The following is a 26,497-nucleotide window of genomic DNA, read 5'->3' on the forward strand; positions in this document are numbered from 1 at the left end:
AATTTTTTTGGCTCCCAATTCCGTAAAATGGAGAAAGGATAAAACGTGTTGAAGCGTAGGGGAGCGAAGAAGAGCCGATCATGAGTGTCGAGACGCCCGATCTGACCCGGAAACGCGACCCCATGCCCGTTCTGCGTGCGCTGGCGGTCCAGCAAATTCCGCTGACGCTGGCCGTGCCCTACAAGGGCCTGGTGCTGGAGCAAACCCTTCAACCGCGTTCTTTCAGCGCCCACGGGGTGTACTTCCCACCCCCCAAGCCCCAGCTGTGCGCCGCCATCTACCAGACGGCCTACCTGCACAGCCGCTTTTTACCCGCCACCGTGCGCGGCCACGTGCAGTGGCTGATGGAAGAAGGCTGTACCCTGCACCTGACCGGTTTGCGCTTCCTGGCAGCGCCGTGGCGCCCCCGCCGTGAATCGCGGGTGCAGCCCGAGGGCAGTTTCCCCGTCACCGTGTGGGTTGACCGCCTGCCCTTCCAGGCCCTGATGACGAACCTGAGCGTGCACGGGGTGGGCCTGCTCTTCGACAGCCTGGTGGAGACCCCTCCTGCCGGCCTGGCGGCGGGGCTGAGGATGGATGTGACCCTGCAACTGGCCAGCCAGCACCGCATCACCGTGGCCGGCGAAGTCATCCACGCCCACTGCCGTGAAGAGCACCTGTGGCAAGTTGGCGCCCGCCTCTTCCCCACCCTGGAACAGGAGCGCTGGCTGGACCTCTACGTGGCCGAGCGGCGCGTGGCCATCTTCACCGAACTGGAACAGCGCGCCCGCGAACTGCGCGAGGTCGGGCAGAGCCTGGGCCTCTACTTTTAGCCGCGCTCAGGCGTAGCGCTGCTCCTTCCACACATCGGCTTCATTGTGGTAGCCGGCCTGTTCCCAGAAGCCGGGGCGATCTTCGGCCAGGAATTCCAGGCCGCGCAGCCACTTGGCGCCTTTCCAGAAGTAGGGCACCTTGAGATCCTCGCGGCCCGGGATGGCGCCCACCACCCCGCGCAGGGGGAAACCGTGTTCGGGGGTGAGCGGTTCGCCGTTGTAGTGGGTGGCCAGTAGGAAATTTTCCGCCAGCACCACCTCCAGCGGCAGGTTGGCGGTAAAGCCGTACTCGGCGTGCTGCACCACGTAGCGCGCCGTGGGTTTGAGTTTAAGCAGTCCCAGGTCCACCAGCGTGCGCACGCTGACGCCTTCCCACACGGTATCCAATTTGCTCCAACGGGTGACACAGTGAATATCCAGGGTCACGCGGGTGTGGGGCAGGCGGTTAAATTCCTCCCAGGTGAAGCGCAGGGGCTGTTCGACCTCCCCCCAAATGCGAAAATCCCAGGTGCTCAGGTCCACCCGGGGCACGGGGCCGTAATGCAGCACCGGGAAGCGCTGGGTGAGCGCCTGGCCGGGGGGCAGGCGGCGCTCGGCGCGCCAGCGTTGTTCATCGGCTTTGCGTCGAAAAATATCCTCAACCATGGGTATCTCTCCTGATCCGAATTATACCCACAAGGTCAGAATAACGGAATCGGATGCCGAAGGTTAGCCGGGGGAAAACCGCCCCGGCACGGAGCGCTCCCCCGCCATTCGCCCTAGGGCGCGCCGACGTGCCCCGCCGGGTCGCCCGGGGCCTCGTACGTGGCCCACTCGGTTTCGATGGCGTTGCCGCCCCGCCGCTTGGCGCGGTAGAGCGCGCGGTCGGCCCGCTCCACCAGTTGCTCCAGGGTCAGCGCGCAGGTGGCATCGCTCACCACCACCCCCACGCTGACCGTGCTCATGACCGCCCACCCCCCCGCTTCAATGGGGTGGTCGGCCACCTCGTGCTGAATGCGGCGGGTGATTCCCGCCACATCCTCCGGCGTCACCCCCGGCAGGATGGCCATCAGTTCATCCCCGCCGATGCGCCCCAGCACGTCCGTGGCCCGCAGTGCCCCCTGGACGCGGCGGCAGATCGCCACCAGCACCTCATCCCCCATGGGATGGCCGCAGGCGTCGTTGATGGCCTTGAAGTGGTCAATGTCCAGTTCCAGCAGAGCTAGCGGCTGGCCAGAGGCGCGGTGATGCGCCAGCGCCCGCGCCGCCACCTGCAGAAACATGCGCCGGTTCAACAGCCCGGTCAGGGCATCCGTCTGCGCCTCCTGCTCCACCGCCTGCAGGTAGCGCATCCGCTCGGTCTGATCGCTCAGCGTCACCGCGTAGCCCAGCACCCGCCCGCGCGGGTGGAGCAGGCGGGTCACCCGCACCTCGTAGTAGGTCGCCGCGGCCGACTCCCCATCGCGCAGGCACAGATCCTCGCCCACCGGTGCGTCACCGGTGGGCAGCAGGTCGGCATGCCAGAAGGGCAGCACCGCCCCTACCGGCGCCCCCGCCCAGGCGACCCCCTCCAGGCCGAAAAGGCGCCGGGCGGTCCGATTGAGGTCCACCACGCGCTGCCGGGCATCCAGCACCACCACCCCCTCGCCCAGGTCATCGAAGACGGCCTGGCGGGCAATCGGCGTCACCCCCAACCAATCGTAGCGCATTGCCGTGCCCCCGATGATTCCCCCGGCCAGCACGTACCCCAGCGGCGTGATCGCCTGCTGGCCCTGCGGCAGGAGAAAGAGGAGATCCACCAGATTGAAGAGCAGGGGAATCAGCGCCCCGATCACCAACCAGCGCGCTTGCCAGCGGTAGGGCAGGCGCGCCCCGCCCTGAGCGCGCAGAATCCAATACGCCCCCGCCGCCATCAGCGCGTAGGCGTACACCAGGTGCACCCAGAACCACGCACCGTACTGCCCCACCTGAAAGAGCACATAGCGCCCCCGCTCGATCAGGCTGTGGTCCGCCCAGATCAGCCCGTGCCGGGGGTTGGTCAGCACCAGCAGGAAGGTCAGCAGGGGAATGACGCCGAAAAGCCAGGCGCGCGCCGGCTGCAGCCACGCTCGCTGGCCGCTGTAATCCAGCGCGAAGAACAGCCACAGCACCGGCAGGGTGACCAGGAAGGCATACTGCAACTGAGCCCCCAGGAGGGCCGCCCCCGGCGCGGCCGCCAGCAGGGTGAGGCTGTGGGTTAGCAGGAGCGCGGCCCCGGCGATTAGAAACCAGAACAGCGCCAGCGGGGTATTCAGGTGCGGCATGCGCAAACGCACCCCCACCTGGCGCAGAAGCAGTACCTCTGCGGCCAGGGCCAGAATCAGAAACACCTCATAAACACTCATCCTCGGCCTGCCCGCCCCACCCAGGGGACTACTTTCATTTTACACCCGGCCGCCCCCACGACAAAGCGGCGGGCAAGTCGTGTGGGCGCACGGACGCCCGCGCGCCCGGAAGCCGCGCCACCCCGGGTGGGGGGACCGCCGGGGTGACGCTTGCAAGCACCAGGGCCGGGTTAGCGCATGACCGCCGGGATGAAGACGCGGAATTGGTCCACCGTGGTGGTCAGACTGACCACCATGCAGGCCGCGGGGTCATGGGAAGAGCAAACCTCGATCTGGTCCACGTGGCTCTCGCCCACGCTCACCCCGCTGGCCGGCACGCGCACCTGCACCTGCACCGTGCGCGTATCCTCATTTCCAGGGGCCACGTTCTCCAGCCCCTCGGGCAAGGCGCTGACCCAGGAGCCGTTGCCGGCATGCACATCCCGCAAGGTCAGGTCCTCGGCCAGATCTCCGGCATTTTGCACCTCGAAGGTGTAGGTCAGCGTGCTCCCCGGGGTCGCGCTGGCGCTCAGGTCGTTCGGGGTGGCCAGGACGCCGTAATAGGCCGTCTTGGCCCGCACGCCGATGCGCACGGTGCGCGGGCTATCGTTCGATTGGCGTTTGACCGCGAGCAAAACCTCGCCGGCGTACTCCTTATCCGGCACGCTTCCGCCGTTAAACCCAACGGTGAAGGTGCAGTGTTCGCCGCGCCCATACTCTTCGTCAAGTTGGCATTGGTGACTGAACGTGAAGGGATTCTCCCCGTTGGGAATATCCTTCGGGGTAAAGGTAACCCCGCTGACGTACAAATTCCCCAGGAAGCGCACGGTGAAGAGCCTGGGCTCCCCCCCTTGGTTCAAGTGCAGAATGCCCCAGTCCTGGAAGGTCGGTTGTACGTTGGGGTTGCCGGGGGGGTTGCCCATATCGCGCAGGTAAATCTGCAGCACGTTTTGGTAAATTGGGGTCTCGTTGTTGAGGTCCAGGTCGGCGTAGGAGGCAAAGAAGGCAAACTGGCCGGTGGCCGAGAGCCCGCCGTACACCGAATCCGGTGCCCCCTGCTGACCGTTTGAGGTCAGCGAAACGCGCCAGGTTTGCCGGGCGTTCCAATCGTGGGCAAACACGTCCGGGCAACTGGTCGTCGGGGTGCCCTCAATGCCCTCCCCCGTTGTGTAGGGACAGATGTTGTTGGTATCGCCCTCGATCAGGTTGTCGGCGTAGGAGTGGAAACTGATCACCAGCCCATCGCGCGAGATGGCCGGCGCGTAGGAAGCCAGGTTGGCCAGCGCGGCAGGCCGCTGGCTCTCGTCGTCCAGCGGCACCGACGGCACCGAGACCAGGTAGCGCTCCTGAATGGAACCGTTCGTCAGATCCCACTTGAAGAGATAGATGTCGGTAAAGCCGTTGTCATCGGCGCTCTTGCCTTCGGGGAGGTTGATGGGCGCCAGGTCGCTGGCGCGGGATTGGAACGCCACGTACAACCGCGGCTGTCCGTTCTCCTCCACGTAGGCCACCGCCGGGTACTCGCTGGTGCCGTTGGCGGGCTTGCCGCTCGCATTTTGCGAAATGAGGTAGATGCGCACGCCGCCCGGCTGATCAAATTCATCGTAGGTGCCGTTGCCGTCGTTGTCGCGGTCCAGCAGGAAGAGATTGGCCCGCCGCGCGTAGGGGCGCGCGTTCGGATCATCCGCCGGGTAGTGCTCCTTCAGCCCGCAGATCAGGTTGGTGGCCCGCGAGACGAAGAGCAGGTAGCGCCCATCTTGCGCTTTACCGGGCATATCCACGAAGACGGGGTGGTAAGAATCGCCGTCGGTCGGCCGATCGTAGGCGGTGGGCTGACCGCTCTGGTCGCAGGTCGGCGCGCGCGTCAGCAACTGCGAGCCTCTTTGCTCAAATTGGGGCTCTAGGCTGTGACCTTTATCCGAGGCCTGCCCGAGGAAGATGTCCTTGATGTGCCCATTACCGTCTTGAATGTCCAGGTTGCTGGCAATGGACTCAAAGGCCACAAAGACCTCGGTATAAACGTCCACCTGACCGTCGTTATTGAGGTCCTGCCAGTACACATCCGCCACCGGATGGGGGTACTCCACCATGGGTTTCGTCGTGCCGTTTGAGTAACGGTCGCATTCCGGCGTCTCGTCCGCAGTCAGGCGGCAGGCCACGTTGCCCGAATCGGCATCCACATCAGGGCCGGTGCTGGTATCGTGATTAGAAACCCGGTACGGCCCACGCAGATTGTCGGGGTCGCGCAGGTCCATCAGCCAGATATCCGTCTCGGGGGTATCATCCCCGCCCTCAATCTCCGCATATTCGCTGGCCGATTGGAACACCACCCAGCGGCCGTCTCGCGAGAGGGTGGGGAACATGGCGTCACCCTTGGGGTATTGGGTGAAACCCCCTCCCAGGGTCAGCGCGCGTACAACGTCCGAGCCTTTTCGGGCCAGGAAAATATCGGCGCAGTACACCGTCTTGCCCTCCGCATCCACCCCGCACGTTTCCTCATCCGACATGCCCTCAACCAGGTTGGTCGCGCGGGAGGCAAACGCCGCCCGCGGGGGCGCATCCAGCACGTCGGTGTTGCAGTAGGGGTTGTACGGGTCGTCCGAACGCTGAGAACCATCGCAATCCTCGTTGAACCACGCCACCGAAACGTAGTTGCTCATCTGATCGCCGCGGCTGAACCCTCCCCCTTCGGTAGCCACCTTCGAGACCAGCACGGTGGTGCCGAAGTAACTCGGATCCGCCGCCTGCACGGTCAGCAGGCCCAGCCCGGCCATCAGCCCCAGGCCCAACAGCGTGCTCCATTTGATATTTCGACGCAGGGTGCTCCACCATCCCATGATTACCGTCCCTCTGGCGTGTGCAGGATCGTGCCCCGCAGGCGGTCAAAAAGGAGGGGCGCGGAATCTGCGCCCCCCTGGGGTGTCGTTTTGGTGTTCAGGTGGTCAGCCCGGCCCGAAGACCGGGCTGCCACTATCTGCGGGGTTATTTGCATTGTAGCAGAAGAGGGGGCCGTTTTCTCTTACAGAATTGTTAGGTGCGGGGGCGCCGCGCCTTACAATTTTGTTGGGTGCACGCGCAGGCCCACCCCCGCCTGCCAGGTGAGGTGGCACAGGCGCAGGGGCTGCAGCGGCCAATCGCCCAGCGGCTGGGCCCACTCGCCCAATGCACTGCGCCCCAGCGGCCAGGGGGCGCCCAGCGGGGTGACCAGGCCGCCGCGCGCATCCAGCCCGACCGCCGGGTGGGGGCCGGCTTCGGGCAGGGCCTCCACACGGCGCATCAGCGCGCGCAAGATGCGGATCTCATCGCTGAGGGCACCGCCGCGGCGGCGCCGGGAAGGAACGGGGGGAAGGGGTGCGTCCATAGGCCTCCTCGGATTTAGAATGTTTGTTCTATCATCCTGCCCCAAGCATAGCGCAGAGGGGCGATTTTGGCAACCTGCATCTTTAACGAGGGTTAAGGGGGGCAAAGGGGCCACCCCCTCGTTAAAGTGACGACTTGACAAAACGGCAAATCTGTGGTGGGCACCCCAAAAAAACCCCGGTGGGGGGCTTGCGCGGGTGTACAGAATTCTCTATAATAAGAGCAGTGCAGTTCCACCGCACCTTAACAAGTGCATAGGGCGGAAAGAACGAGAGCCCATCCACGCGGTAGCGGGCGCCGCGCGAGGGGCATATTGTGAAAGATTTCACTTTTGCGTACCCCCCCTCGAAAATGAGCCGAAAACGGGCCCGAACGGGAGGGGGGTACGCAAAAATCGGCGTGGGGTAGAAAGGGTGCATCAAACGGCCGAAATTACCCCCTCGAGTGGGAGGAAAAGCGCTGTTTTGCCCCCCAAAAACGCTCGAAAGTGCGAATTTTCTCCCACTTTCAATTGTCTAGATGTCTGCAGTCTGAATCATCAAATGCCCGTAAGGGCATTAAGACTAAGGTTCTAGATTGCGCACCGCCTACGCCAATATGATAAGTCTGAATCATCAAATGCCCGTAAGGGCATTAAGACGTACAACCTGAAACCTTCTTTAGCCAGAATGAGCTACGTGCGTCTGAATCATCAAATGCCCGTAAGGGCATTAAGACGGAACACAAAGTTAAACTAATAGTAGTGCGTCATGTTTTATGTCTGAATCATCAAATGCCCGTAAGGGCATTAAGACCAGCGAAGGTAATGCTTTCAACGGCATCGGCAATGGTTAGTCTGAATCATCAAATGCCCGTAAGGGCATTAAGACGTACGAATTTTCATGATACACCTCACTTTGTTTTTTTTGTCTGAATCATCAAATGCCCGTAAGGGCATTAAGACATCTGCGCTATCAAATAGCAATTGCTCACTTATTCTAAATAGTCTGAATCATCAAATGCCCGTAAGGGCATTAAGACCGGAAAGCACGCGCAACGCCAGCCCGGAGGCGAAGCGCGTCTGAATCATCAAATGCCCGTAAGGGCATTAAGACATATTCAGGGCATGGCGGAATTCGTGGAAGGATTTCCAGGCGGTCTGAATCATCAAATGCCCGTAAGGGCATTAAGACAGGACAGAGTAATATTCTTCAACGCGACCGTCTGGCCATACGGTCTGAATCATCAAATGCCCGTAAGGGCATTAAGACAGGTGTAGCAGCATGATTGTGATCGATGGCCTAACCTATAAGTCTGAATCATCAAATGCCCGTAAGGGCATTAAGACTCTCCCTCTTCATTTCCTCAATGGCCTTCTCGAGCTCGTTTAGCCAGTCTGAATCATCAAATGCCCGTAAGGGCATTAAGACCTTCGTACCCTCTCCGCTTGCACGCTCTGGCAAACGATAGAGCGTCTGAATCATCAAATGCCCGTAAGGGCATTAAGACGTTCCTCGCGCCATTTGCTGATGTCTGCTATCGGCAACCACCAGGTCTGAATCATCAAATGCCCGTAAGGGCATTAAGACTAAAACTTCCATTCGACTTCATACCCTCTACGACGGCATTCATCGTCTGAATCATCAAATGCCCGTAAGGGCATTAAGACCTTGCGGATCTCGGCATCGAACAGCAGATACAGCAAAATGTCTGAATCATCAAATGCCCGTAAGGGCATTAAGACTTGGGGAATTCATTTCCATCCTCATCCTCCCCCCACGGGGTGATAGGTCTGAATCATCAAATGCCCGTAAGGGCATTAAGACCTATTATGTAGGTGCCGGCGCGGGAGCGCCGAGAAAAAAGTCTGAATCATCAAATGCCCGTAAGGGCATTAAGACAAAAACTCTGATTCGTCTGCTCCGATCTCAACCAGAGTTAAAGTCTGAATCATCAAATGCCCGTAAGGGCATTAAGACGTTTCGTAGTTGAACCCCAGTGCCTCGCGCGCCTCTTGCTTGTCTGAATCATCAAATGCCCGTAAGGGCATTAAGACCGAAAACAAAATTAACAAAGTGCCCCGAGCCTGTACGCCATTTTGTCTGAATCATCAAATGCCCGTAAGGGCATTAAGACGCCGGCCTTAAGGAACACACTGAACTCATGGAAATTGTTAAGTCTGAATCATCAAATGCCCGTAAGGGCATTAAGACACGGTTGTAAATTCAAATTCGCTTGTGGTCATGGTTACACCGTCTGAATCATCAAATGCCCGTAAGGGCATTAAGACCATCACCCTTCCGCGCATCGCGTCGAGAAACTCAGCTTGGTCTGAATCATCAAATGCCCGTAAGGGCATTAAGACCCCCATTCCTCGTACTCGCCCCGATAGCGCGCGTCGGGGTCTGAATCATCAAATGCCCGTAAGGGCATTAAGACGGACATCTAATGACCATCCACCCCGCCTTGTCAGTCCGAGTCTGAATCATCAAATGCCCGTAAGGGCATTAAGACCAAATTCACCCCCGCACTCACATATGAGCAGTGTATGTCTGAATCATCAAATGCCCGTAAGGGCATTAAGACTCAGCGAGGCGGGCTTCAGGGAACTCACGAGCAAATAATGTCTGAATCATCAAATGCCCGTAAGGGCATTAAGACCAACCTTTACGGTCTTGACCTTCAACATTTTGGCACGAATAGGTCTGAATCATCAAATGCCCGTAAGGGCATTAAGACCCACGTGCTGCGCGTACTCAACCGCGGCCTCCGGATCGGTCTGAATCATCAAATGCCCGTAAGGGCATTAAGACACTGTGGCAGCGTGAATGCCTACGCCATCCTTCACGCTGTGTCTGAATCATCAAATGCCCGTAAGGGCATTAAGACCAAGTCGCGAACGCCGCCCTCGACGATGCGGTCTAGGAGTCTGAATCATCAAATGCCCGTAAGGGCATTAAGACATGATTGCGACCAACTGCCGGCCGCTCCCCATCCTGCGTCTGAATCATCAAATGCCCGTAAGGGCATTAAGACTGCGTTGGGTATTCGAACTCACCTCCCGCACCGCACCTCTGTCTGAATCATCAAATGCCCGTAAGGGCATTAAGACTTTCACGGCCTGGTGCCAGGCGGCATAAGCGTTCATACTTGTCTGAATCATCAAATGCCCGTAAGGGCATTAAGACCTTGTGTCTCAATCCACACATCACCAAATGTCTTGCTGATCTGTCTGAATCATCAAATGCCCGTAAGGGCCCTCAGGCTCAAGCAAGCCTCTGCATGCCGATAATAAAAAGGGCAATGGCTGAAGCCTCCCATGCCCCAGGGCCTTGAGCCCCACCCGGCACTCACCAGGCTCAAGGGGTGAGGAGGTCCCATGCGTCGGCCCCTCATCAAACGGGTTTTTCACCCGCGCCAACCCCACCGCATACCCGGCCACACCGCGGGCGCACCGCCCGGGGCGCACCGGGTGCGCGGTGCCGCCCTATGCCCAGAGACGGCCCACCGGCCGTTGCAGGTCAAAACTCATTCTGTTGGGGGGGGTTATCACCATCGAAGGTCGCGTCATTACCCCTGCCGTGGTGGCCATGATCGTCATCGGCTTCATCATTAGGGACGGCCCGACGCCCCTCAGGGGGCGCGCAGACCCCCCTCCACCTCCCCCTGCACAAACCGCCCCTCGCGCAGGTCGCGCAGGGCCTGCTCGATCTCCTCGCGCGTGGTCATCACAAACGGCCCATAGGGGTAGATGGGCTCGCCAAAGGGGCGCCCGCCGATGAGCATGGCGCGCATCCCCGCCGCACTGCGCCAGCGCAGGCGCTCCCCCGCGCCGTACACCACCATCACCGGCGCGGCCAGGGTCACCCCGCGGCCCGTCGCCCCGTCTTCCAGCGTGCCCTCGCCCTCGAAGAGGTAGGCCAGCAGGGTGTGCGTCGGGTCGGTGGCCCACTCCAAAGCCCCGCCCGGCGGCACGGCCACCTCCAGGTAGAGCGGCTGAGCGGCAATCTCGCGCACCGGGCCGCGCACCCCGGCCACCTCACCGGCCACCACGCGCAGGCGCACCCCGGCCACCTCCACCTGCGGAATGCGCGCCGCCGCCACCTCCTGATAGCGCGGCGGGCTCATCTTCAGCGCCGCCGGCAAGTTGACCCACAACTGAAAGCCCAGCACGCGTCCCGCAGGCCCGCGCGTGGGCATCTCCTCATGCAGAATGCCGCGCCCGCTGGTCATCCACTGCACATCCCCGGGGCCGATCACCCCCAGGTTGCCCAAACTATCCCGATGGCGCACACTGCCCTCGAGCATGTAGGTCACCGTCTCAATACCGCGATGCGGGTGAGTGGGAAAGCCGCGCAGAGGCCCCTCGCGCGGATCGTTGAACGCAAAATGATCGAACAGGAGGAAGGGATCGTAGGGGTTGGAGCGCTGGGGGGCAAACGAACGCAGCAAGCGCACCCCCGCGCCCTCGATCACCAACTGCGGCCGGATCACCTCACGAATGGGCCGTACCTCAGATGCCATGACCGCCTCTCTTTCGGATATAATTTTGATTGATTATATCCTATTTTAACCGCGGACGAGCACGCGGGTCGAAGGCCGTGTGGGCGCCGGCGGCGCGGGTGGATTGACACCCGGCGCAGAATCGGTATAATTAGGAATGCGAGAAAGCACCACATGGCTCACTAGCTCAACAGGTAGAGCAGCTGACTCTTAATCAGCGGGTTCGGGGTTCGAGTCCCCGGTGAGTCACACCCGCGCGCACTCATGGGGGAACGCCGCCCCCGCACTTTCGTGCGAGCCTGCCGCTGCTGGCAGGCTCATTTTTTATGCCCGCGTTGGGACCGCCACCCGCCGCAGGTGGCCCCGGCGCCCTCACTCCCCCGTGCAGGTGAGGCGGTACAGGCGCGCCCACGTCCCGGCCCGCACCACCTCGCCACAGCGCGGCAGGAAGACCGCCTCCCAAAAGGTCAGCGCGGCCCGATGGCGCCCCGTGGGATCGTGGTAAACGCTGAACAGCGCGCTCTCGCGGTCCAGCAGCACGTGGGTCACCCCCGCCGCGGCCAATTGCCGGGCCAGGTCCGTCACCTGCCCGGCAGCGGCTTCGGCCAGGCGCACCCCCCGCGTGTGGTCGGCATCCGGCAGGCACACCGGTGCACAGTAGTACCCCCGCCCCTCCCACAGCAGCAGCACCCGCGCCCCGGCGGGCAGGTTCTGCTGCACGGCAAAATCGGGCCAGGGGCGCACCAGCCACGCCTGCACCCGCTCCTGCCCCAGCCAGAGCCGCCAGGGTTGAAGAATTTGCCCAAAGGTGGTCACCTGGATCGCCAGCGTTGCCCCCAGGGTGCCCAGCACCAGCCCCTGACGCAACACCCAGCCGGCACGCGCCCCCAGGCGTTCGGCCAGCGCCTCCAACCCCGCCGCCGCCAACGGGCTCAGCCAGAGAAAAGCCGGGTAAAGGAAGCGCGTTTGCTGCGTGCCCGGCCACCAGGCCAGAGCGCGCACCAGCCCCAACCCCAGCAGCACCGCCGCGCGCTCCCTGCCGCGGCGCCCCAGCGGCCAGGTCAGCACCAGCGGCAAAAGCAGCGGCGGCACATCTGCCAAGCCCATAAAGGTGGCAAAACGTTCACGGGTCAGGTAAAGCGCCGCCGGCAGGCGGATCAGATCCACCAGGCGGCGCCCCAGCCCAAAATCGTAAAGGTAAACCGAGAGCAACTCCCAGCGCTCGGGCGGGTATCCGGCCCCGCCCCAGAACAACGGATAGACGGGGTTGCCCCCCAGGATGAGGTTCTTCAGGTACCACGGCGCCGCCACGCCCAGCGCGGGCAGGGCAAAGCGCAGGCCTGCTTCCACCGCCCGGCGCAAACCCACCCGGCGCGCCAGAAAGAGGAACAGCGCCCCTGCCGCCGGCAGTGCCGCCAGCGCCTGGTACTTACTCCCCAGCGCCAGGCCCATCAGCAGGCCGCTCAGGGTGGGCCAGGTGGTTGGCGGCCGCTCGGCCAGCCCCCAGCGCAAGAGCAGGTACAGCGCCAGCCCCTCCCAGGTGAACCAGATCAAATCAATGTAGGCCCAGCCCGCCAGCAACGGCAGGTACGGCATACTGCACAGCACCACCGCCGTCAGCACGCCCAGCCCCGGCCCGCCCAACCACCGCCCCAGGCACAGCCCCAGCCCCACCCACAGCACCCCGAACAGCCCGTGCAGCAGTTTGGGAAAGACATCACTGCCCAGGCTCAGCCCAAAGAGAAAGAGCATCTCGCCATTCGCAGGGCCATTGGCCTGCCAGAGTTCCGGCAGCAACACCAGCCGCCCCGCCGCCAGAAACTCCCGCGGCCCCTCCAGGTGGTACATCAGCCCGTCGTAATCCCAGGGCGGGGTCAGCGCGTTTAAAAAAGCCACCAGCCCGATCAGCCCCAGCAGGATCAGCCCACCGCGCAGGTGGCGCAGTTCGGGCAGTGCCCATTCCGCGCGCAGTGCCGCCACCGCACACCGGGTAAAGCGCACCCCCTCCGGCGCTCCCAGCAGGGCCAGCACCCCCAGCCAGGCCAGCAGGGCCGGGCGGTGCAGCCCACCCACCCCTCCCAGGACCAGCCCACCGCAGGCCGCCACCCCCAGCCCCAGCCCCAGCCCCATCAGACCCTGCTCCGCCAGCGTGAGGCTCGCCCCCTCAAAAAAGCGGCGCAGCAGGCGTAGCCCCAGCCCCAGGCCGCTCACTCCCAGGAGGAGGACCAGCCCCACCCCCAACCCGGCATTGAGCCCAAACGGCAGCATCCCGTTCATCACTTCGCCAATGAAGGCATCTCCCCCTCGCCCCGGGTGTAGTACAGCCGCACCAGAATGAGAATATGGGTGCACAGCACGAGCATTCCCAGCAGATTGTGGGCATGCCCCACCGCGCGCTGTGCATCCGCCACGAACACCAGCCCCGTCAGCAGGGTCCAGGCGAGAAAAAGCCAGCGCGTCCAGCCATCCCGGGCGCGGACCAACACGACCAGCCAGGGCACCCCCAGCGCCAGCGCCATGTACACATTACCGTGGAGCATCACTACCGTCTCAACAGCAAGCGTCGCCAGAAAGAGCACCGGCCAGCGGGCCGGCTCCCGGCGGCCGAGCCACACGCGCAAGATGGCCGCCCACACCACCAGCGCGCCCAGCGCAATCAGTCCACCCACCCCCAGCGCCAGCGGCGCGGGCACTCCCCAGAGGCTCAGGTGATCCGCCGCGCTGAGCCAGGTGATCCCGCTGGATCTAAGCGCCGTGGGCCAGTTTTGCAGGGTCTCAAACACCCCCCGCAGGCCCTCCATTCCCCCCAGCACCGCAGATGCCCCCACCACCAGCAAGGAGCCCACCCCAAAGCCGCGCCCAAAGCGCCACTCGCGGGCCACCAGCGCCACCGCCGCCAGGAGCAAGATCATCTGAGGCTTGATCCACCCCAGTGCCAGCCACAGTCCGGCCCGCCCGGGCCGGCCCTGCTGAAGGTTGCACAGGGCTTCCCCGACGGCAATGAGCAACAGCACGTTGACCTGCCCGAAAAACAGGTTGAGAAACCCCGCACTGCTCAAAAAGAGGGCGGCCACCGGCCAGCCCCCCGCCCACCCCAGCCCGAGGCGCCGCTTCCACAGGAGCAAATACCCCAGCGTCACCCCACCGTTGAGGGCCACCCAGACCCCAAAAGCCGTCAGCGGGGGCAACCGCGAGAGCAGGGCAAAGGGAGCCGCAAAGAGGGGCAAATACGGGATAGCGAGTGGCCAGAAAGGCATGGAGAGGCCCTCCGCCGGGCGCGCAAAGCCCTCGTACAGCGGCGCCTGGTAGCGCGCCTGCAGGGCCGGGTCGTAAATGCCGCCGGGGCCGTGGATGCGACAGATCTGCCCGCTGGCGTAGAACAGCCGAAAATCAATCCCCACGTACTCAAAGAACCCCCGTTTTTGGATCTGCTGAAGAGTGAAGAACGCGTAGCCCAGCAGGGCCAGCAGGCATAGCCCGGCCAGCAGGCGCAGGAAACGGCGCTCCTGCCAGGGCAGGGGGGCGGTCGGCGGGGGAAGGTCAGGGGCGCACACGGCATCCTCGACGGGCAGCAGCCACACGGCAGGGGGCTGGGTGATAAGGAATCTGCCCCTATTATAGAGGCAATGGGGCGGTGACGCCTTTGCAAATGGTTTTCAAATTTCCCCGCCTCACACCCGCACCACCCATCCCCGCCGCGGCCAGCCGCCGGGCGGCCAAGTTATGGTATATTAATCCCATCACGCTGACATCACCGTCATCTCTTCACGGATCGAGGAGCCCATGTTCATCGCCATTGAAGGAGTCATCGGCGTCGGCAAAACCACCCTGGCGCGCCTGCTTCAGCCGCGCTTCAACGCCAATCTGCTGCTGGAGGCCTTCGAGGAAAACCCCTTCCTGGCGCGCTTCTACGCCGACCGCGCCCGCTACGCCTTCCAGACCCAGGTGTTCTTCCTGCTCAGCCGCTACCACCAGTTCCGCCAGGCCGCCGAGTGGCTGAGCACCGGCCTGCCCCTGATCAGCGACTACACCTTCGAGAAGGATAAACTGTTCGCCCGCCTCAACCTGAGCGGCGATGAGTGGGAGGTGTACCTGCGCCTGCACGAGGCCCTGGCCGAGAAGATGCTCCCCCCCGATCTCATCGTTTACCTGCGCGCCGACACCGAAACCCTGATGCGGCGCATTGCCCTGCGCGATCGCCCCTACGAGCGCAACATGGACCGCGATTACATCGAGGCGCTCAACCGCGCTTACGACGCCCAGTTCCTGCCCCCGCGCCAGGGGCCGCCCGTGCTGGTGATTGACAGCGCCGACCTGGATTTTGTGCAGTACGAGGCCGATCTCGATACCATCGAAGCCGCCATCCGCCGCGCCCTGCGCCTGCCGCCCTATCAGCCCGAACTGCCCCTGGAATCCCCCCTTTCCCACCCTGCTTCTGACTGACGGAATGACCTATGCGCATTACCCGCGAGATGTTGCTCAACCTGGCCCGTGAGACGGCCGAACGGACCGCCCGCCGGCAGCGCGATGTGGTCTGCATCTTCCTCATCGGCTCCCTGCTGGATGAAGAGCCCCTGCTGGGCGGCAGCGGCGATATTGACCTGGTCGTCGTTCACGATGTCGAGCCGCCGGCCCCGCGTGAGGTCCAGCGCCTGAGCGATGAGATCACCCTGGATGTGGCCCACCTGGGCGTTGCGGCGTTTCAGCCGGCACGCCGCCTGCGCCACGACCCCTGGCTGGGCGCGGCCCTGTGGGGCAACCCGCTGGTGCTGTACGACCGCCAGCACTGGTTCGAATTCACCCAGGCCAGCGGCACCGCCCAGTTTAACCTGGCCGAGAACGTCTACGCCCGCGCTCAGAGCCTGGCCCAGGCCGCCCGCGCGAAGTGGCGCGATCTGAGCGAGAGCGCCCCCGCGCCGCTGGCCGCCGCCTGGGGCCTGCTGGATGCCCTGACCCAGGCGGCCAATGCCATCGCCTGCCTCAGCGGCGCCCCCCTGACCGAACGGCGCTTTGTGCTGAACTTCCCCGCCCGCGCGCAGGCCGTGGCCCGTCCTGGCCTGGCCGCCGGCCTGACCGACCTCATCGGCGGGGAGAGCGCCGCGCGCGAGGGCCTGCACACCTGGAAAACGGCCTGGCTGGAGGCGCTGGAGGCCGTAGCCCGGCACCCGGATGCCCCGCCGCGCCTGAGCGCCGCCCGCCGCGCCTACTACCAGCGCCCGGTTGAGGCCCTGGCCGCAGACCAGCCCCTGGCCGCCTGGTGGCTCCAGTGGCGCACCTGGACGCGCGCGCTGGTGCACCTGGGGCAGGATTCGCCCCTCTTTGCCCCATGGCAGGAAGCCGGCGAGGCGCTCGGCCTGGGCATGAGCCACCTGCCGCGGCAACTGGCCGCGCTGGATGCCTACCTGGATACGGTCGAAGAAACGCTGGATCAGTGGGCCAGCGACCACGGCGCCCGCATCTGATTCCTCCTCTCCCCCCTGACACGCAGAGATGGCCACCCACGCCGGGTGGCCTTTGCGTGCCCGCAGCACCGGCACACCGGGCCACGCCACCCCTGGGGGGCGCCCGGCAGGCCCATTTTCCCCATCTGCTGTGGATAACCGGGTTAAAACTGTGGATAAGCGGGGATACCTGTGGAAAACCGGCCGATTTTGGGGAAAATCCCCGCCCCGGCCAAATGCCCCTTACCCCCCATATGTGGGGGGCGGTCGGCGCTCCGCACCACATCCCCGCGTTAATGACTCTACGCAATTCCACCGCCTGCGGAGAGGGCAAAACGGAGGCCGGTTTATCCGTTTTTCATCCACAGTCGGCTGGGGATAAACAATGCCCCTTTGACCGCACGGGTGGAGCCCCTTGCACTGCACCACGCCAGGGATGGGGACAGGGGCACACTTATCCACATATCCCCAGGCCCTACGACGGCTACGAAATTATTAACTCACTTATGAACATGAATAAAGAATGGGGAGAAACAAACGCAGGGTGTGGTGGATAACACGCCCCGGGGCCCAAAAACGCCGATCCGGCCGTTGGAAGCGGGAGATGTATGGGGGAAGAGGGGAGGCAGGGAAACGGTGCATTAAAGCGCCACAGGCCGGGGTGAGGGGGGCACCTCGGCCTGTGGCAACTCTTATTATACATAAAAAAATTTAAACTTGCATTAAAAATAAAAGCAGAAAAATTTCAATTTTGTCTGACAAGTATGTGGCTATGGAGTATAAAGTCAAAAATGCATTACTGTCTCAATTTGTCATATTTCATTATGATCCAAATGGGTTTGAACCTTATTGCAATTCATTTCTGATAATGTCATAATGAAATTATCATGACCCGGCTAGATGCTCTACAGGTCTCGACCTTACTCGCCTTGCTGGATGCCGAACACCCTCTTTCGGCGCAGCGCCTAGGGGAGCGTTTGGGCATTTCAGCCCGCACCTTGCGCTATCGGTTGCCGCTGTTGCAAACCTGGCTATCCCGATATGGGGTTGAATTGGTAGCAAAGCCCCGCCAGGGATTGCAACTGAATGCACCGGTCGAAATTCGACAGCGCCTGCGGGTTGAGTTGCAACAAGGGGACTGCCTGCCTGTACTGCGCGGCAACGAACGTGCCACTTATATTCTGTTCCTGGTCTTAGTGGCACGGGAAAAACTCACGCTTGAAATAGTACGTCAGCGATTAGGCGTCTCACGGGCCACGTTATTGCGCGATTTGCGAGCCATGGAATCGCGCTTGAATGAGAAAGGTTTGCTTCTCAGGCGTTCACGTCGGCAAGGGTTGCAAATTTTCGGCCCAGAAGCAGTCCAGCGGCATCTGATAATCGAGATGTTGCTGCATGCCGGTTTGGATGAGGCCCTAACTGAACTCAGCCTGCGCGGCAAGGTTGACCTGACCACATACGCCGCGTTTCAACGGCTCCTGCTGGCAGAGGTGAAAGAATGGAATCTATCCGTAGCGCGCCGTTTCGTGGCTCGGTTAGAGCGCGAAATGGAGCTGACGCTAATGGATGATGATTTACTGTTCCTGACGCTGTATTGGGCGCTGGCGCTTCAACGAATTCAGCGTCAGCGGCTGGTCTCCCCTTTGGAGCGAACGGCAGAAGTCATCCTCTCGGCGCAAGAGGTGGCCCGAGTTGAAGCGTTGGTGAAAACTTTCTCGGCTGCCCATGGTACGCCAATTCCTCGTGACGAAGTGATTCAGCTGGTGGTGGAAATAAAAGCCTGTCAGGGGCAATTGACCCTGGCAACATCAACAAAAGTCGCTTCCGAGACCGATCTCAGTCGGTTGGTGGCTGAGCAGATGCTAAAAAGGGTGGGAGAACGACTGGGATACAACTTGTGCCAACCAGATATTCTCAATCAGATGGCCATGCACCTTGCACGAACCCTTACTCGCCTGCAGGCAGGACTACCCCTGTACAATCCACTCACTCAGGAAGTGCAACAAGCCTACGCGCATCTCTGGCAACCTTCCATGGAGGTCGTTCAGCAATTCAAGATGCAATTTGATTTGACCATTCCCGCCGAGGAGGTGGCTTACTTGGTCATGTACTTGGCGTTAGCGGTGCAACTGGCGGAGCAGAGTCAGAAGCCACGCTTTCGCGTTTTAGTGGCCTGCCCAACCGGGGGCGTCATGGCGCGGTTATTGGTGTATCGTTTGCAAAATGCATTCCCGGAAATTGAAATAGTAGATACCCTATCTCTGCGCCAGTTATCCCGCCTGGATGGACTGGCAGTAGATCTGGTCATCTCAACGGTGAAGATACCGGCAGGGCGGTGGCCGGTGCTCACGGTAAATCCTTTGCTGGGAGAGGAGGATATTCAACGCATCAAAGCGCAACTTAATGTCATTCACTCTCGACGTATATTAACCGCACAAAAGGAGCATGAGGTATGCCGGTGAAGCGTATTATCGTAGCGTGTGGTTCTGGGGTGGCCACATCGAATGTGGCGGCAGAAAAACTGCGCAACCTGCTCCGCGAACAAGGCTATCACAACGTGGATGTGCGAGCGGTGGATATCAAAAGCCTGGAGGCGGAGGCCAAAGTCGCCGATTTGCTTGTTTCCATCACCCCTTATGCCATCCGGGATAAGGAGTTGCCTATTCCTTCTATCAACGGCATTCCTTTGCTCACCGGAGTTGGTACGGCAGATGTGATCCAACAAATCAAACAGATTCTCAAACTGTAATTTCATCTCTGCCCATCTGAGATCTCAACCAAAGTCCGGATTCGACACCCCTGGAGAGAGGAGGTGAGGTAGTTTTTTGCCTGTAGCAGCCCTGAATCATCCCCCTTCCATCGGTAAACCTGTAACCAAACCGTTTTAGTTCCCCCCAAGGAAAGGAGTTAGGAAAAATGCAAGCCGCATTAGATACCATCCGTAGTTTTTTGGATTACGGCCCCAATGTTGCCCTACCGGTGATCATGTTTTTGCTGTGCTTGGTCCTGGGCATGCGGGTTGGAAAAGCCATTGGCGCCGGTTTGATGCTGGGTGTGGCATTTACCGGCATTTTCGTATTGTTTGACTTCGCCTTCCCGGTTCTCGGAAAGGCGGGGCAAGCCATGGTGCAGCGCATCCCCGGGCTGAAATTCGAGGCCTACGACATGGGATGGACGGTTGCCTCGGTAATTTCGTGGGCCTGGCCCTATGCTTTCCTGATGTTCCCCGTCCAGATTACCATTAATATCGTTATGTTGGCACTGGGGTGGACTAAGTGCCTCAATGTGGATATGTGGAACGTATGGCATAAGGCCACGCTGGGTGCGTTTGTCTCCGCTCTGGTAGGGCAGAGCCTGCCCGGGCTGGCCTTACCGTTGGGCTTCCTGGTCGCCGGCATCTGGGTGGTGCTGGAACTTATCAGCGCCGATCACACCCGCGAGCAGGTGTACAACCTGACCCGCATTCCGGGCATTGCTGTTTCCCACAATATGTTGTTGGATATTATGTGGATGGCGCCCGTCCTGGATCTGATCGAGAAAATCCCCGGACTGGGAAAGATCAAAACCAGCCCTGCCGACCTACGCCGCCGGATCGGGGTTTTCGGAGAAAACTACGTCATCGGGGCTATCTTGGGACTGATCTTTGGGCTGTTGGCAGGCTATGACTTTAAGGGGATCGCAACGCTGATGATCCAATGTGCTGCTATTGTGACCCTTTTCCCCCTGCTGGCGGGCCTGTTTGCGCGGGCTTTGGCACCGGTCGCCGAGGGCGCGCAGGAGTTTATGCAGAAGCGATTCCCCGGGCGCAGCTTCTACATCGGCTTGGATTGGCCGGTGTTGGCCGGCATTGACTCGCTATGGGTGACGGGCATTCTCATCGCTCCGCTGATCTTGCTCTTTGCCATCCTCCTTCCCTTCAACAAAACCCTTCCTTTCGCCAGTATTATTGCCGTTTCGCTGGTGGCTACCGTCACAGTGCTCACTCAAGGGGATCTGGTGAAATCACTCTTGCTCTCCATCATCGGTATTCCGGTTTACCTGGGAGCGGCAACTTACTTCGCTCCTTACCTGACCAACCTAGCCGTGGCAACAGGAGCAATTCAAGTTCCCGAAGGGTTCGGCATGGTTACATGGCTGGAGACCAATGCGGCGGGGATGCGTTTGCTCGTCTTTACCATCCTCGATATGCTCAATGGGAATATAGTGGCCGGTCTCATTGCGCTGGTCATCCTGGCATTCTGTGTCTGGTACTACTTCCCGGCGATGAAGCGTCGTGAGAATGCAGCGGCTCAGCAGAGCGGTGGCATTTCGGGCAATCCATTGCCCTATCCTGAAGCCGCACCGAAGGCGGCCGAATCCGCCTCTGCCGATTAGCCTCCCCGGGCTCCCGGTAGAACGGTTGGCTCTACCGGGAGCCCCGTCAATATGGAGTTGCTCATGATTCTCACGGTCACCTTTCATCCTGCACTGGATCGAATTTTAGCCGCCCACCAGTTGCGCCCAGATGCGGTAAACCGCGTGCAGGTGGTGCGTGAATACGGGGGCGGGAAAGGAAACAATGTGGCGCGGGCACTCCATCGCCTGGGAGCCCCCGTACTGGCATTTGGGTTTCAAGGAGGCTGGACGGGGCGAATTGCCCGCCGGGCTTTCAAGCGTGAGGGGGTCCCCACCCAGTTTGTGAGCTGTCGCGCATCCACGCGCATTTCCACTTTACTGATAGAGAATGCGACAGGTCATGGGTATACCCTGTACGAGCCGGGACAGGCGGTCAGCGAAAAGGAAATGCGGAAACTCAAGGCCCAGTTTTTGCAACTGATCGGCGGTTTTCAGATAGCGCTCTTTTGTGGCTCAGCCCAGAGCCCTGCGTTGGCCCGTTTGCTGGCTGATATGATTAGTGAGGCCAAGCAGCGAGGGGTTGTGTGCGTGCTGGATAGTTCGGGTCAGGCATTACGGGAAGGCATCCAGGCTCAGCCGTTTATGGTTAAAGTCAATCGTGAGGAGCTGGAGGAGTGGCTGGGCGAAACCCTGGAGACCCCGGCTCAATTGATTGAAGCCCTCTTGCGGGTGCATCGTCTGGGTATTGCGCTGGTGGCCGTCACCCAGGGGGAGGATGGGCTTATGGTCACCGATGGAAAAACCCTCTGGCAGGGTTCATTGAAAATGAACACCGTGATCAATGTAATGGGATGTGGGGATTCGCTGCTTGCTGGGATGACCTACGCGTTGATGAACGGACTGCGCCTGCCGGAGATCGTTCGCTGGGGAGTGGCGTGTGGAGCCGCAAACACCCAGGTACTCGGGGCTGGTTTCATTCACCGGGCGGATGTTGAGGCGTTACTCCCCCAGGTACAGTTGACCCACATCGAACTTTAGGAAAAGAAAGGCGCTTTATCATGGAACTTGCGTATTTTGAGTTGCGTCAACGCATTGCCGAGATCGGTGCGCTGATGTACGCGCGCCACCTGACCGATTCGGCAGGGGGCAATATCAGCCTGCGCGTGGACGAAGTGATCCTGATGACACCGCGTTATGCAGGCAGCAAGTATTTATGGCGACTGCGTCCCGAGCAGATTCTGGTGCTTGACCTGGCCGGCAATCGCCTGGAGGGCGAAGGAGAGGTATCTCGTGAGGTGCGTGTGCACCTGAAATTATTGAATGAGTTTTACCCCATCGGCACGGCAGTCGTTCACGGCCATGCCCGTAATGCCCTGGTCTTTTGCAGTCTTAACCGACCTATACCCTCCATGCTTTATGCAACCGACAAGTTTGGGGAGATTGGCCTGGTGGAAGATGCGCCGGCCCACACCCAAGAACTGGCCGATGCCATCGGCGCGGCGATGGCGGAGCAGTTAGAGCGGGTGCGTAAGCAGGCAGCCGCAGTACTGGCCCCACGGCATGGGGTTTTTGTCTTTGCACGTGATTTGGAATCTGGATACGATGCCTTGGAACGTATAGATGTAAGCGCCTATTGCGCTCTAATGGCGCGATTAATTCATTGAAGCCCCAGGGGGAATCTATGATGGATCAAGATGTGAGCATTCCACTCTCCGAAGACTTGGTCTTACTTAATCTAGAGGCTCACCATTTCCAAGAGGTTATCCAGAGGATGGCGGACCATCTTCTGACCCATGGCTATGTCAAATCTACCTACCCTCAGGCTGTCCTGAAACGGGAGCAGCAATTTCCCACCGCGTTGCCGACTCCTATCCCGGTAAGCTTTCCACATACAGATGTGAGCCATTGTCTGCGTCCTGCCATTGCCGTGGGGGTACTACGTCATCCGGTTAAGTTTGGTTTTATGGGGGATCCTACGCAGCAACTGGATGTGCGGGTGGTGTTCATGCTCTCGGTGACCCGTCCAGAGTATCAGGTCAAGACTCTGCAAAAACTGATTGATTTATGCCAGGAGGCGGAGAACATTGAGCGCATTTTGAACGCCTCAGTAGCGCGTGAGGTGGTGAAGGTGCTGAGCGCCCTCTTCGAGCCCGCCACCTCAACGACTGTGGAGGCGTCCGAGGAGACCGGTGCTAACTCCTGGGCGCGTAGGGAGGCGGTCATTCGCCATCCGGTGGGGTTGCATGCGCGCCCGGCCGCGCTCTTCGTCAAGACGGCGGCTAAGTATCCCTGTGAAATCCAGGTGGCGCGAGCCGATCAGCCAGATCGACGTGTCAGCGCCAAGAGCATTCTGAGCGTGCTGGGTTTGGGAATCAAGGCGGGGGAGCGTATTATCATTGAGACACGGGGTGAGCAGCATGACGCTGCTTTACGTGCATTGATGGGGTTGATCGAAAGTAATTTCGGCGAGGAGGAAAATGCCAGTCATGAGTGAGAATCCGACCCCTGCCTGTTTTGATCTGGTTGCCATGCTGGCCCAACGTTTTGATCCGGCGGCAGCGCGGGGGCAGGAAGGGGAGATCCAGTTCTTTTTTAGTGGAGCGGAAAGCGGCGCCTGCTACCTGCGGATGACCAAAACCGCATGCACTTTCCATCTCGGTGAGGCCCTGTATCCCAAACTGACTCTGCGGGTAGACTGTGACGTGTGGAAAGCGATTCTGCGCGGTGAATTGACGTGGGAGAAGGCAATGATGGAGCGCCGTTTCCTGGCCACCGGGAGTTTTCCACTACTGGCGCAAATGCCCCGTATTTTTAAATTCGGTTGAGCGCGCGTGTAAAGCGGAGATGAGCCGGGAGGGGCGCATGCCCCCGGCGCTGTATCGGCCCTTGCACCCCCCAGGCGCATCTCAACCCGGCAGAAAAGGAGGCCCTCATCCAGGGGCTGGGGCGCACCTTCGGTACGGGGGGTGCGGGCGGCGAGGATGAGGGCGACAAAGGCGATTAGCCCGCCGCAACGGGCCTCACGCGCCCCGGCCGTACCGGAGCGGGCCAACCGGGAAGGGGACGGCCCGCCGCTTCCGCCCGCCCCGCCGGTGTGCATCCCGGCGGGGTGCAACTTTTCAGCCCCTCCCCCATCTAAATGACAGAAAACCCATCTCAAATGTCCAGAAAGGTGCTCATGGCCAGACGAACCGCTGCATCATCAACTGCTCGGAAGCACTTCCCCGTCATCCCCGCCTGGGGCTGGCTGGTGGGGGTGCTCCTCCTGGGCCTGGGGGCCGTGCTGATTCCGGCCCTGCTGAACCCCCGCCCGGTCAGCGCCCTGCCGCTGGAAGTGGATGTGCGCCAGGCCGCCGCCCTGCGCGAGCAGGGTGCGCTGGTGCTGGATGTGCGCGAGCCGGAGGAGTGGGTGGAGGTCCACATCCCCGGCGCAACGCTGATCCCGCTGGGGCAACTGGCGGCGCGCGTGGAGGAACTGCCCCGCGACCGCACCGTGGTGGTGGTCTGCCGTTCCGGCAACCGTAGTCAGGAGGGGCGGGATATTCTCCGGCGGGCCGGTTTTACCCGGGTGACCAGCCTGCAGGGCGGGGTGCGGGCCTGGGCGGCCGCGGGCCTGCCCACCGTCTCCGGCCCGTAAGCACCCGCCATCCGCCGGGATATGACTTTCGGGGCGCCGTTGCAGGCGCCCCGAAGTGACAAAGGCAGAGGGACGAATGCGGCGCTAGCGCCGGGCCTGGAGGGCACCCGTGCTGACGGCCTGCAGGGCTTTCAACTGCGCCTGGCGCGCCAGGTCAATCGAAGCCGCCAGGATGCGCAGGGCCTCCTCGGGGTTGTGGAAGCCCATGCTGTTTTCGGCGGCAATGAAATCCCAGCGCAGTTGCGCCGCACGGTGCAACTGGCGTGCTTCTTCCAGCAGGGCGGGGTCGGCATTGGGGTTCTGGGACGCTGCCACGATGGCATCAATGGCCGCCACCAGGGCATCTTCGCTGGCGCTCATGGTCACCGCCACCTGGCGCTGGATCAAGCCGACCCGTGCCACCACGTAATCCACGTTGGTGTGGCAGGCGCCGCAGGCTTGCTGGGGGTTGAGCAGGGGGCTGTGCACGTTGTGGCTGCTGTACTTGACCGCGCCATCGCGCACGTAGGGCATGTGGCAATCCGCGCAGGCCACGCCGGCTTTGTAGTGGGTGCTATCGGCGGTGTAGAGTTCGTACTCCGGATGCTGCATCTTGATCATCGGGGCAGCCGTCTCGGCGTGCTTCCAGTCGCTGAAGCCCAGTTCGTTGTAGTACTGCTCAATGGCTTCCACCTTCACGCCGTGGTCCCAGGGGAAGGTGAGCACCTTTTCCTCCCCGGCGAAGTAGTACTCCACGTGGCAGTTGGCGCACACCACCGTGCGCATCTCCTGGCGGGTGAAGGTGCGCCAGTCCTTGCCCTGCTCTTTGAGCGCCGCCTCGAGCGCCGGGTTGGTAACGATCAGGCGCATCGTGCCGGCCTCGTGGCAGTTGGCGCACCCGATGGGCTGATCAATGCGCTGGCCGAGGTCCTTGAAGGGGGTTTTAGCAAACGCCACCGGCCCCATCTCGGCCCACAACTGGGGGGCGTTGGCGGTCTTGCACGAGTAGCAGGTGCCGGGGGTCTTTTCGTTGACGCGCTGGGTCTCGCGCACGTCCTGCAACGAGTAAACGTGCCCGCGGTCCTCTTTGTAGTCCTTGCTGAAGGCGTTGCCAGCGAAAAGGCGCTTGAGGCGCGGATCGGCGTCAACCTTCTGGTAGGGCTGGGAGCCGCCGAACTCGGTGCGCGCGGCGTTCTCGCGCATTTTGAGGAACGAGGTGTACTGGTTGGGGAAATTCAAGCCCCATTGGCTGCTATCGGGCTCCAGCGGGTCAATGGCCACCAGGGTGGGCAGGCCGCGGGTCTGCACGGGCTGGTTGGCCAGGAAGAGCAGCACGCCCAACGTGGTAGCGGCCAGAATGAGGATGATGACGGTCAGAGCAATGGGAAGCGCTTTGGAGGATTTGGGGGTTGTGCCCATGGGAGCAACTCCTTTGTCCGGGTGTGGAATTCAGGGTTGGGTGGGATGATAGCGCCCTGTATCCTGGTAGGGCAGCAGGCTGAGGCCGCGCGGGCCGTGGGCGACCTCGCGGTGGCACTCGAAGCAGTAGCGTCCGGCGTCCATCTGCCCATCGCCGATCATGGCGACCGTTTCGGCGTGGCAGCGCAGGCAGTTGGCCTGAATGATGCGGCGGGTGGATTCTTTGGCGCGGATGGGCTCGGGGATGTGCCCGCTGACGAAGGCGGTGACGTGGTTGAAGCCGGAGCGGGCTTTGACGAAGTACTTGGGGATGAAGGCGTGGGGGGTGTGGCAGTCATTGCAGGTGGCCCAGCGCTGGTGGCCGGCGTGGTACCAGCCCTCGTAGGCGGCATCCATGACGTGGCAGTTGTTGCAGGCCACCGGGTCATCGCCCAGGTAGGCGGTGAAATCGGTGACGACGGCTCCCACTATCAGCACCAGAGCGAGGGACACCAATCCAACGATGAGGGGCAGGCGCATGGTCACTCCTCAGGGATGGGATTAACCTGCCTTTAATTTACCATATACGATATATTAAGTCAAAATGATAAAAATCACCCGATGTTGTGACGTTCGTCACAAGCCCGGTCACCTGAGGCGCGCTAGGCGCATCTATAATAATAAATAGTCCCAATCTCCGATAAAGCGGTG

General features: G+C 61.4%; 20 protein-coding genes, 1 tRNA gene and 1 CRISPR repeat array. Of the genes, 12 read left to right on the forward strand and 9 right to left on the reverse strand.

Annotated features, from left to right (window positions below):
- The first annotated feature begins 80 nt into the window (after positions 1-80).
- A complete protein-coding gene (locus SE15_RS13045) occupies positions 81-812 on the forward strand; it encodes a PilZ domain-containing protein (RefSeq protein ID WP_054522573.1) in 732 nt (243 codons plus the stop codon).
- 6 nt (positions 813-818) lie between these two features.
- Here SE15_RS13045 and SE15_RS13050 read toward each other — a convergent pair whose 3' ends face one another.
- The 5 genes from SE15_RS13050 to SE15_RS13070 form a co-directional block, all read right to left on the reverse strand.
- Complete coding sequence (locus SE15_RS13050) at positions 819-1,457, reverse strand: sulfite oxidase-like oxidoreductase (protein WP_054522574.1); 639 nt, start codon at positions 1,455-1,457, stop codon at positions 819-821.
- A gap of 113 nt (positions 1,458-1,570) precedes the next feature.
- Positions 1,571-3,175 carry a histidine kinase N-terminal 7TM domain-containing diguanylate cyclase gene (locus SE15_RS13055; protein ID WP_054522575.1) on the reverse strand — a complete coding sequence of 535 codons (1,605 nt, stop codon included), beginning with the start codon at positions 3,173-3,175 and terminating at the stop codon, positions 1,571-1,573.
- Between the two features lie 170 nt (positions 3,176-3,345).
- Entirely contained in the window at positions 3,346-5,991 is a 2,646-nt protein-coding gene (locus SE15_RS13060) for a hypothetical protein (protein WP_054522576.1), read from the reverse strand.
- A gap of 215 nt (positions 5,992-6,206) precedes the next feature.
- Positions 6,207-6,515 carry a hypothetical protein gene (locus SE15_RS13065; RefSeq protein ID WP_054522577.1) on the reverse strand — a complete coding sequence of 103 codons (309 nt, stop codon included), beginning with the start codon at positions 6,513-6,515 and terminating at the stop codon, positions 6,207-6,209.
- A 527-nt stretch (positions 6,516-7,042) separates the two neighbouring features.
- Positions 7,043-9,759: a CRISPR direct-repeat array (repeat unit 36 nt; unit sequence GTCTGAATCATCAAATGCCCGTAAGGGCATTAAGAC).
- A 367-nt stretch (positions 9,760-10,126) separates the two neighbouring features.
- Entirely contained in the window at positions 10,127-11,017 is an 891-nt protein-coding gene (locus SE15_RS13070) for a pirin family protein (RefSeq protein WP_054522578.1), read from the reverse strand.
- A gap of 155 nt (positions 11,018-11,172) precedes the next feature.
- Here SE15_RS13070 and SE15_RS13075 point away from each other — a divergent pair.
- Positions 11,173-11,245 (forward strand) — tRNA-Lys (locus SE15_RS13075).
- Between the two features lie 123 nt (positions 11,246-11,368).
- On the opposite strand, the gene SE15_RS13080 is transcribed toward SE15_RS13075, so the two are convergent.
- Positions 11,369-13,348, reverse strand: a complete 1,980-nt coding sequence (locus SE15_RS13080) for an ArnT family glycosyltransferase (protein WP_160316712.1) — start codon at positions 13,346-13,348, stop codon at positions 11,369-11,371.
- Positions 13,273-14,550, reverse strand: coding sequence for a glycosyltransferase family 87 protein (locus tag SE15_RS13085; RefSeq protein WP_054522580.1), 1,278 nt, complete (start codon positions 14,548-14,550; stop codon positions 13,273-13,275). The genes SE15_RS13080 and SE15_RS13085 overlap by 76 nt, the downstream gene beginning before the upstream one ends.
- A 229-nt stretch (positions 14,551-14,779) precedes the next feature.
- On the opposite strand from SE15_RS13085, the gene SE15_RS13090 reads away from it, so the two are divergent.
- The 10 genes from SE15_RS13090 (at position 14,780) to SE15_RS13135 (ending at position 24,409) form a co-directional block, all read left to right on the forward strand.
- Complete coding sequence (locus SE15_RS13090; RefSeq protein WP_054522581.1) at positions 14,780-15,439, forward strand: deoxynucleoside kinase; 660 nt, start codon at positions 14,780-14,782, stop codon at positions 15,437-15,439.
- A gap of 11 nt (positions 15,440-15,450) precedes the next feature.
- Complete coding sequence (locus SE15_RS13095) at positions 15,451-16,458, forward strand: hypothetical protein (protein WP_054522582.1); 1,008 nt, start codon at positions 15,451-15,453, stop codon at positions 16,456-16,458.
- Between the two features lie 866 nt (positions 16,459-17,324).
- A complete protein-coding gene (locus SE15_RS13100; protein ID WP_054522583.1) occupies positions 17,325-18,899 on the forward strand; it encodes a BglG family transcription antiterminator in 1,575 nt (524 codons plus the stop codon).
- Positions 18,890-19,186, forward strand: a complete 297-nt coding sequence (locus tag SE15_RS13105) for a PTS sugar transporter subunit IIB (RefSeq protein ID WP_201778113.1) — start codon at positions 18,890-18,892, stop codon at positions 19,184-19,186. The genes SE15_RS13100 and SE15_RS13105 overlap by 10 nt, the downstream gene beginning before the upstream one ends.
- A gap of 167 nt (positions 19,187-19,353) precedes the next feature.
- Positions 19,354-20,811 (forward strand): PTS galactitol transporter subunit IIC, encoded by a 1,458-nt coding sequence (locus SE15_RS13110; RefSeq protein WP_054522584.1) that lies wholly within the window; start codon positions 19,354-19,356, stop codon positions 20,809-20,811.
- A gap of 63 nt (positions 20,812-20,874) precedes the next feature.
- On the forward strand, positions 20,875-21,810 hold the full coding sequence (locus SE15_RS13115) for a 1-phosphofructokinase family hexose kinase (protein WP_160316713.1): 936 nt from the start codon (positions 20,875-20,877) through the stop codon (positions 21,808-21,810).
- 20 nt (positions 21,811-21,830) lie between these two features.
- Complete coding sequence (locus tag SE15_RS13120; protein WP_054522586.1) at positions 21,831-22,436, forward strand: class II aldolase/adducin family protein; 606 nt, start codon at positions 21,831-21,833, stop codon at positions 22,434-22,436.
- 17 nt (positions 22,437-22,453) lie between these two features.
- On the forward strand, positions 22,454-23,266 hold the full coding sequence (locus SE15_RS13125; RefSeq protein ID WP_054522587.1) for an HPr family phosphocarrier protein: 813 nt from the start codon (positions 22,454-22,456) through the stop codon (positions 23,264-23,266).
- On the forward strand, positions 23,259-23,597 hold the full coding sequence (locus SE15_RS13130; protein WP_054522588.1) for an SCP2 sterol-binding domain-containing protein: 339 nt from the start codon (positions 23,259-23,261) through the stop codon (positions 23,595-23,597). Before SE15_RS13125 ends, SE15_RS13130 begins: the two co-directional genes overlap by 8 nt.
- A 353-nt stretch (positions 23,598-23,950) precedes the next feature.
- Entirely contained in the window at positions 23,951-24,409 is a 459-nt protein-coding gene (locus tag SE15_RS13135) for a rhodanese-like domain-containing protein (protein WP_083461951.1), read from the forward strand.
- Positions 24,410-24,493: 84 nt separating this feature from the next.
- Here SE15_RS13135 and SE15_RS13140 read toward each other — a convergent pair whose 3' ends face one another.
- Together SE15_RS13140 and nrfH are read right to left on the reverse strand one after the other, a co-directional pair.
- The gene (locus SE15_RS13140) at positions 24,494-25,807 is read right to left on the reverse strand and encodes an ammonia-forming cytochrome c nitrite reductase subunit c552 (RefSeq protein WP_054522589.1); all 1,314 of its coding nucleotides are present in this window, start codon (positions 25,805-25,807) and stop codon (positions 24,494-24,496) included.
- A 30-nt stretch (positions 25,808-25,837) separates the two neighbouring features.
- On the reverse strand, positions 25,838-26,326 hold the full coding sequence (nrfH, locus tag SE15_RS13145) for a cytochrome c nitrite reductase small subunit (protein ID WP_054522590.1): 489 nt from the start codon (positions 26,324-26,326) through the stop codon (positions 25,838-25,840).
- Positions 26,327-26,497 lie beyond the last annotated feature (171 nt).

Source organism: Thermanaerothrix daxensis, from assembly GCF_001306145.1.
Classification (GTDB): domain Bacteria; phylum Chloroflexota; class Anaerolineae; order Anaerolineales; family Anaerolineaceae; genus Thermanaerothrix; species Thermanaerothrix daxensis.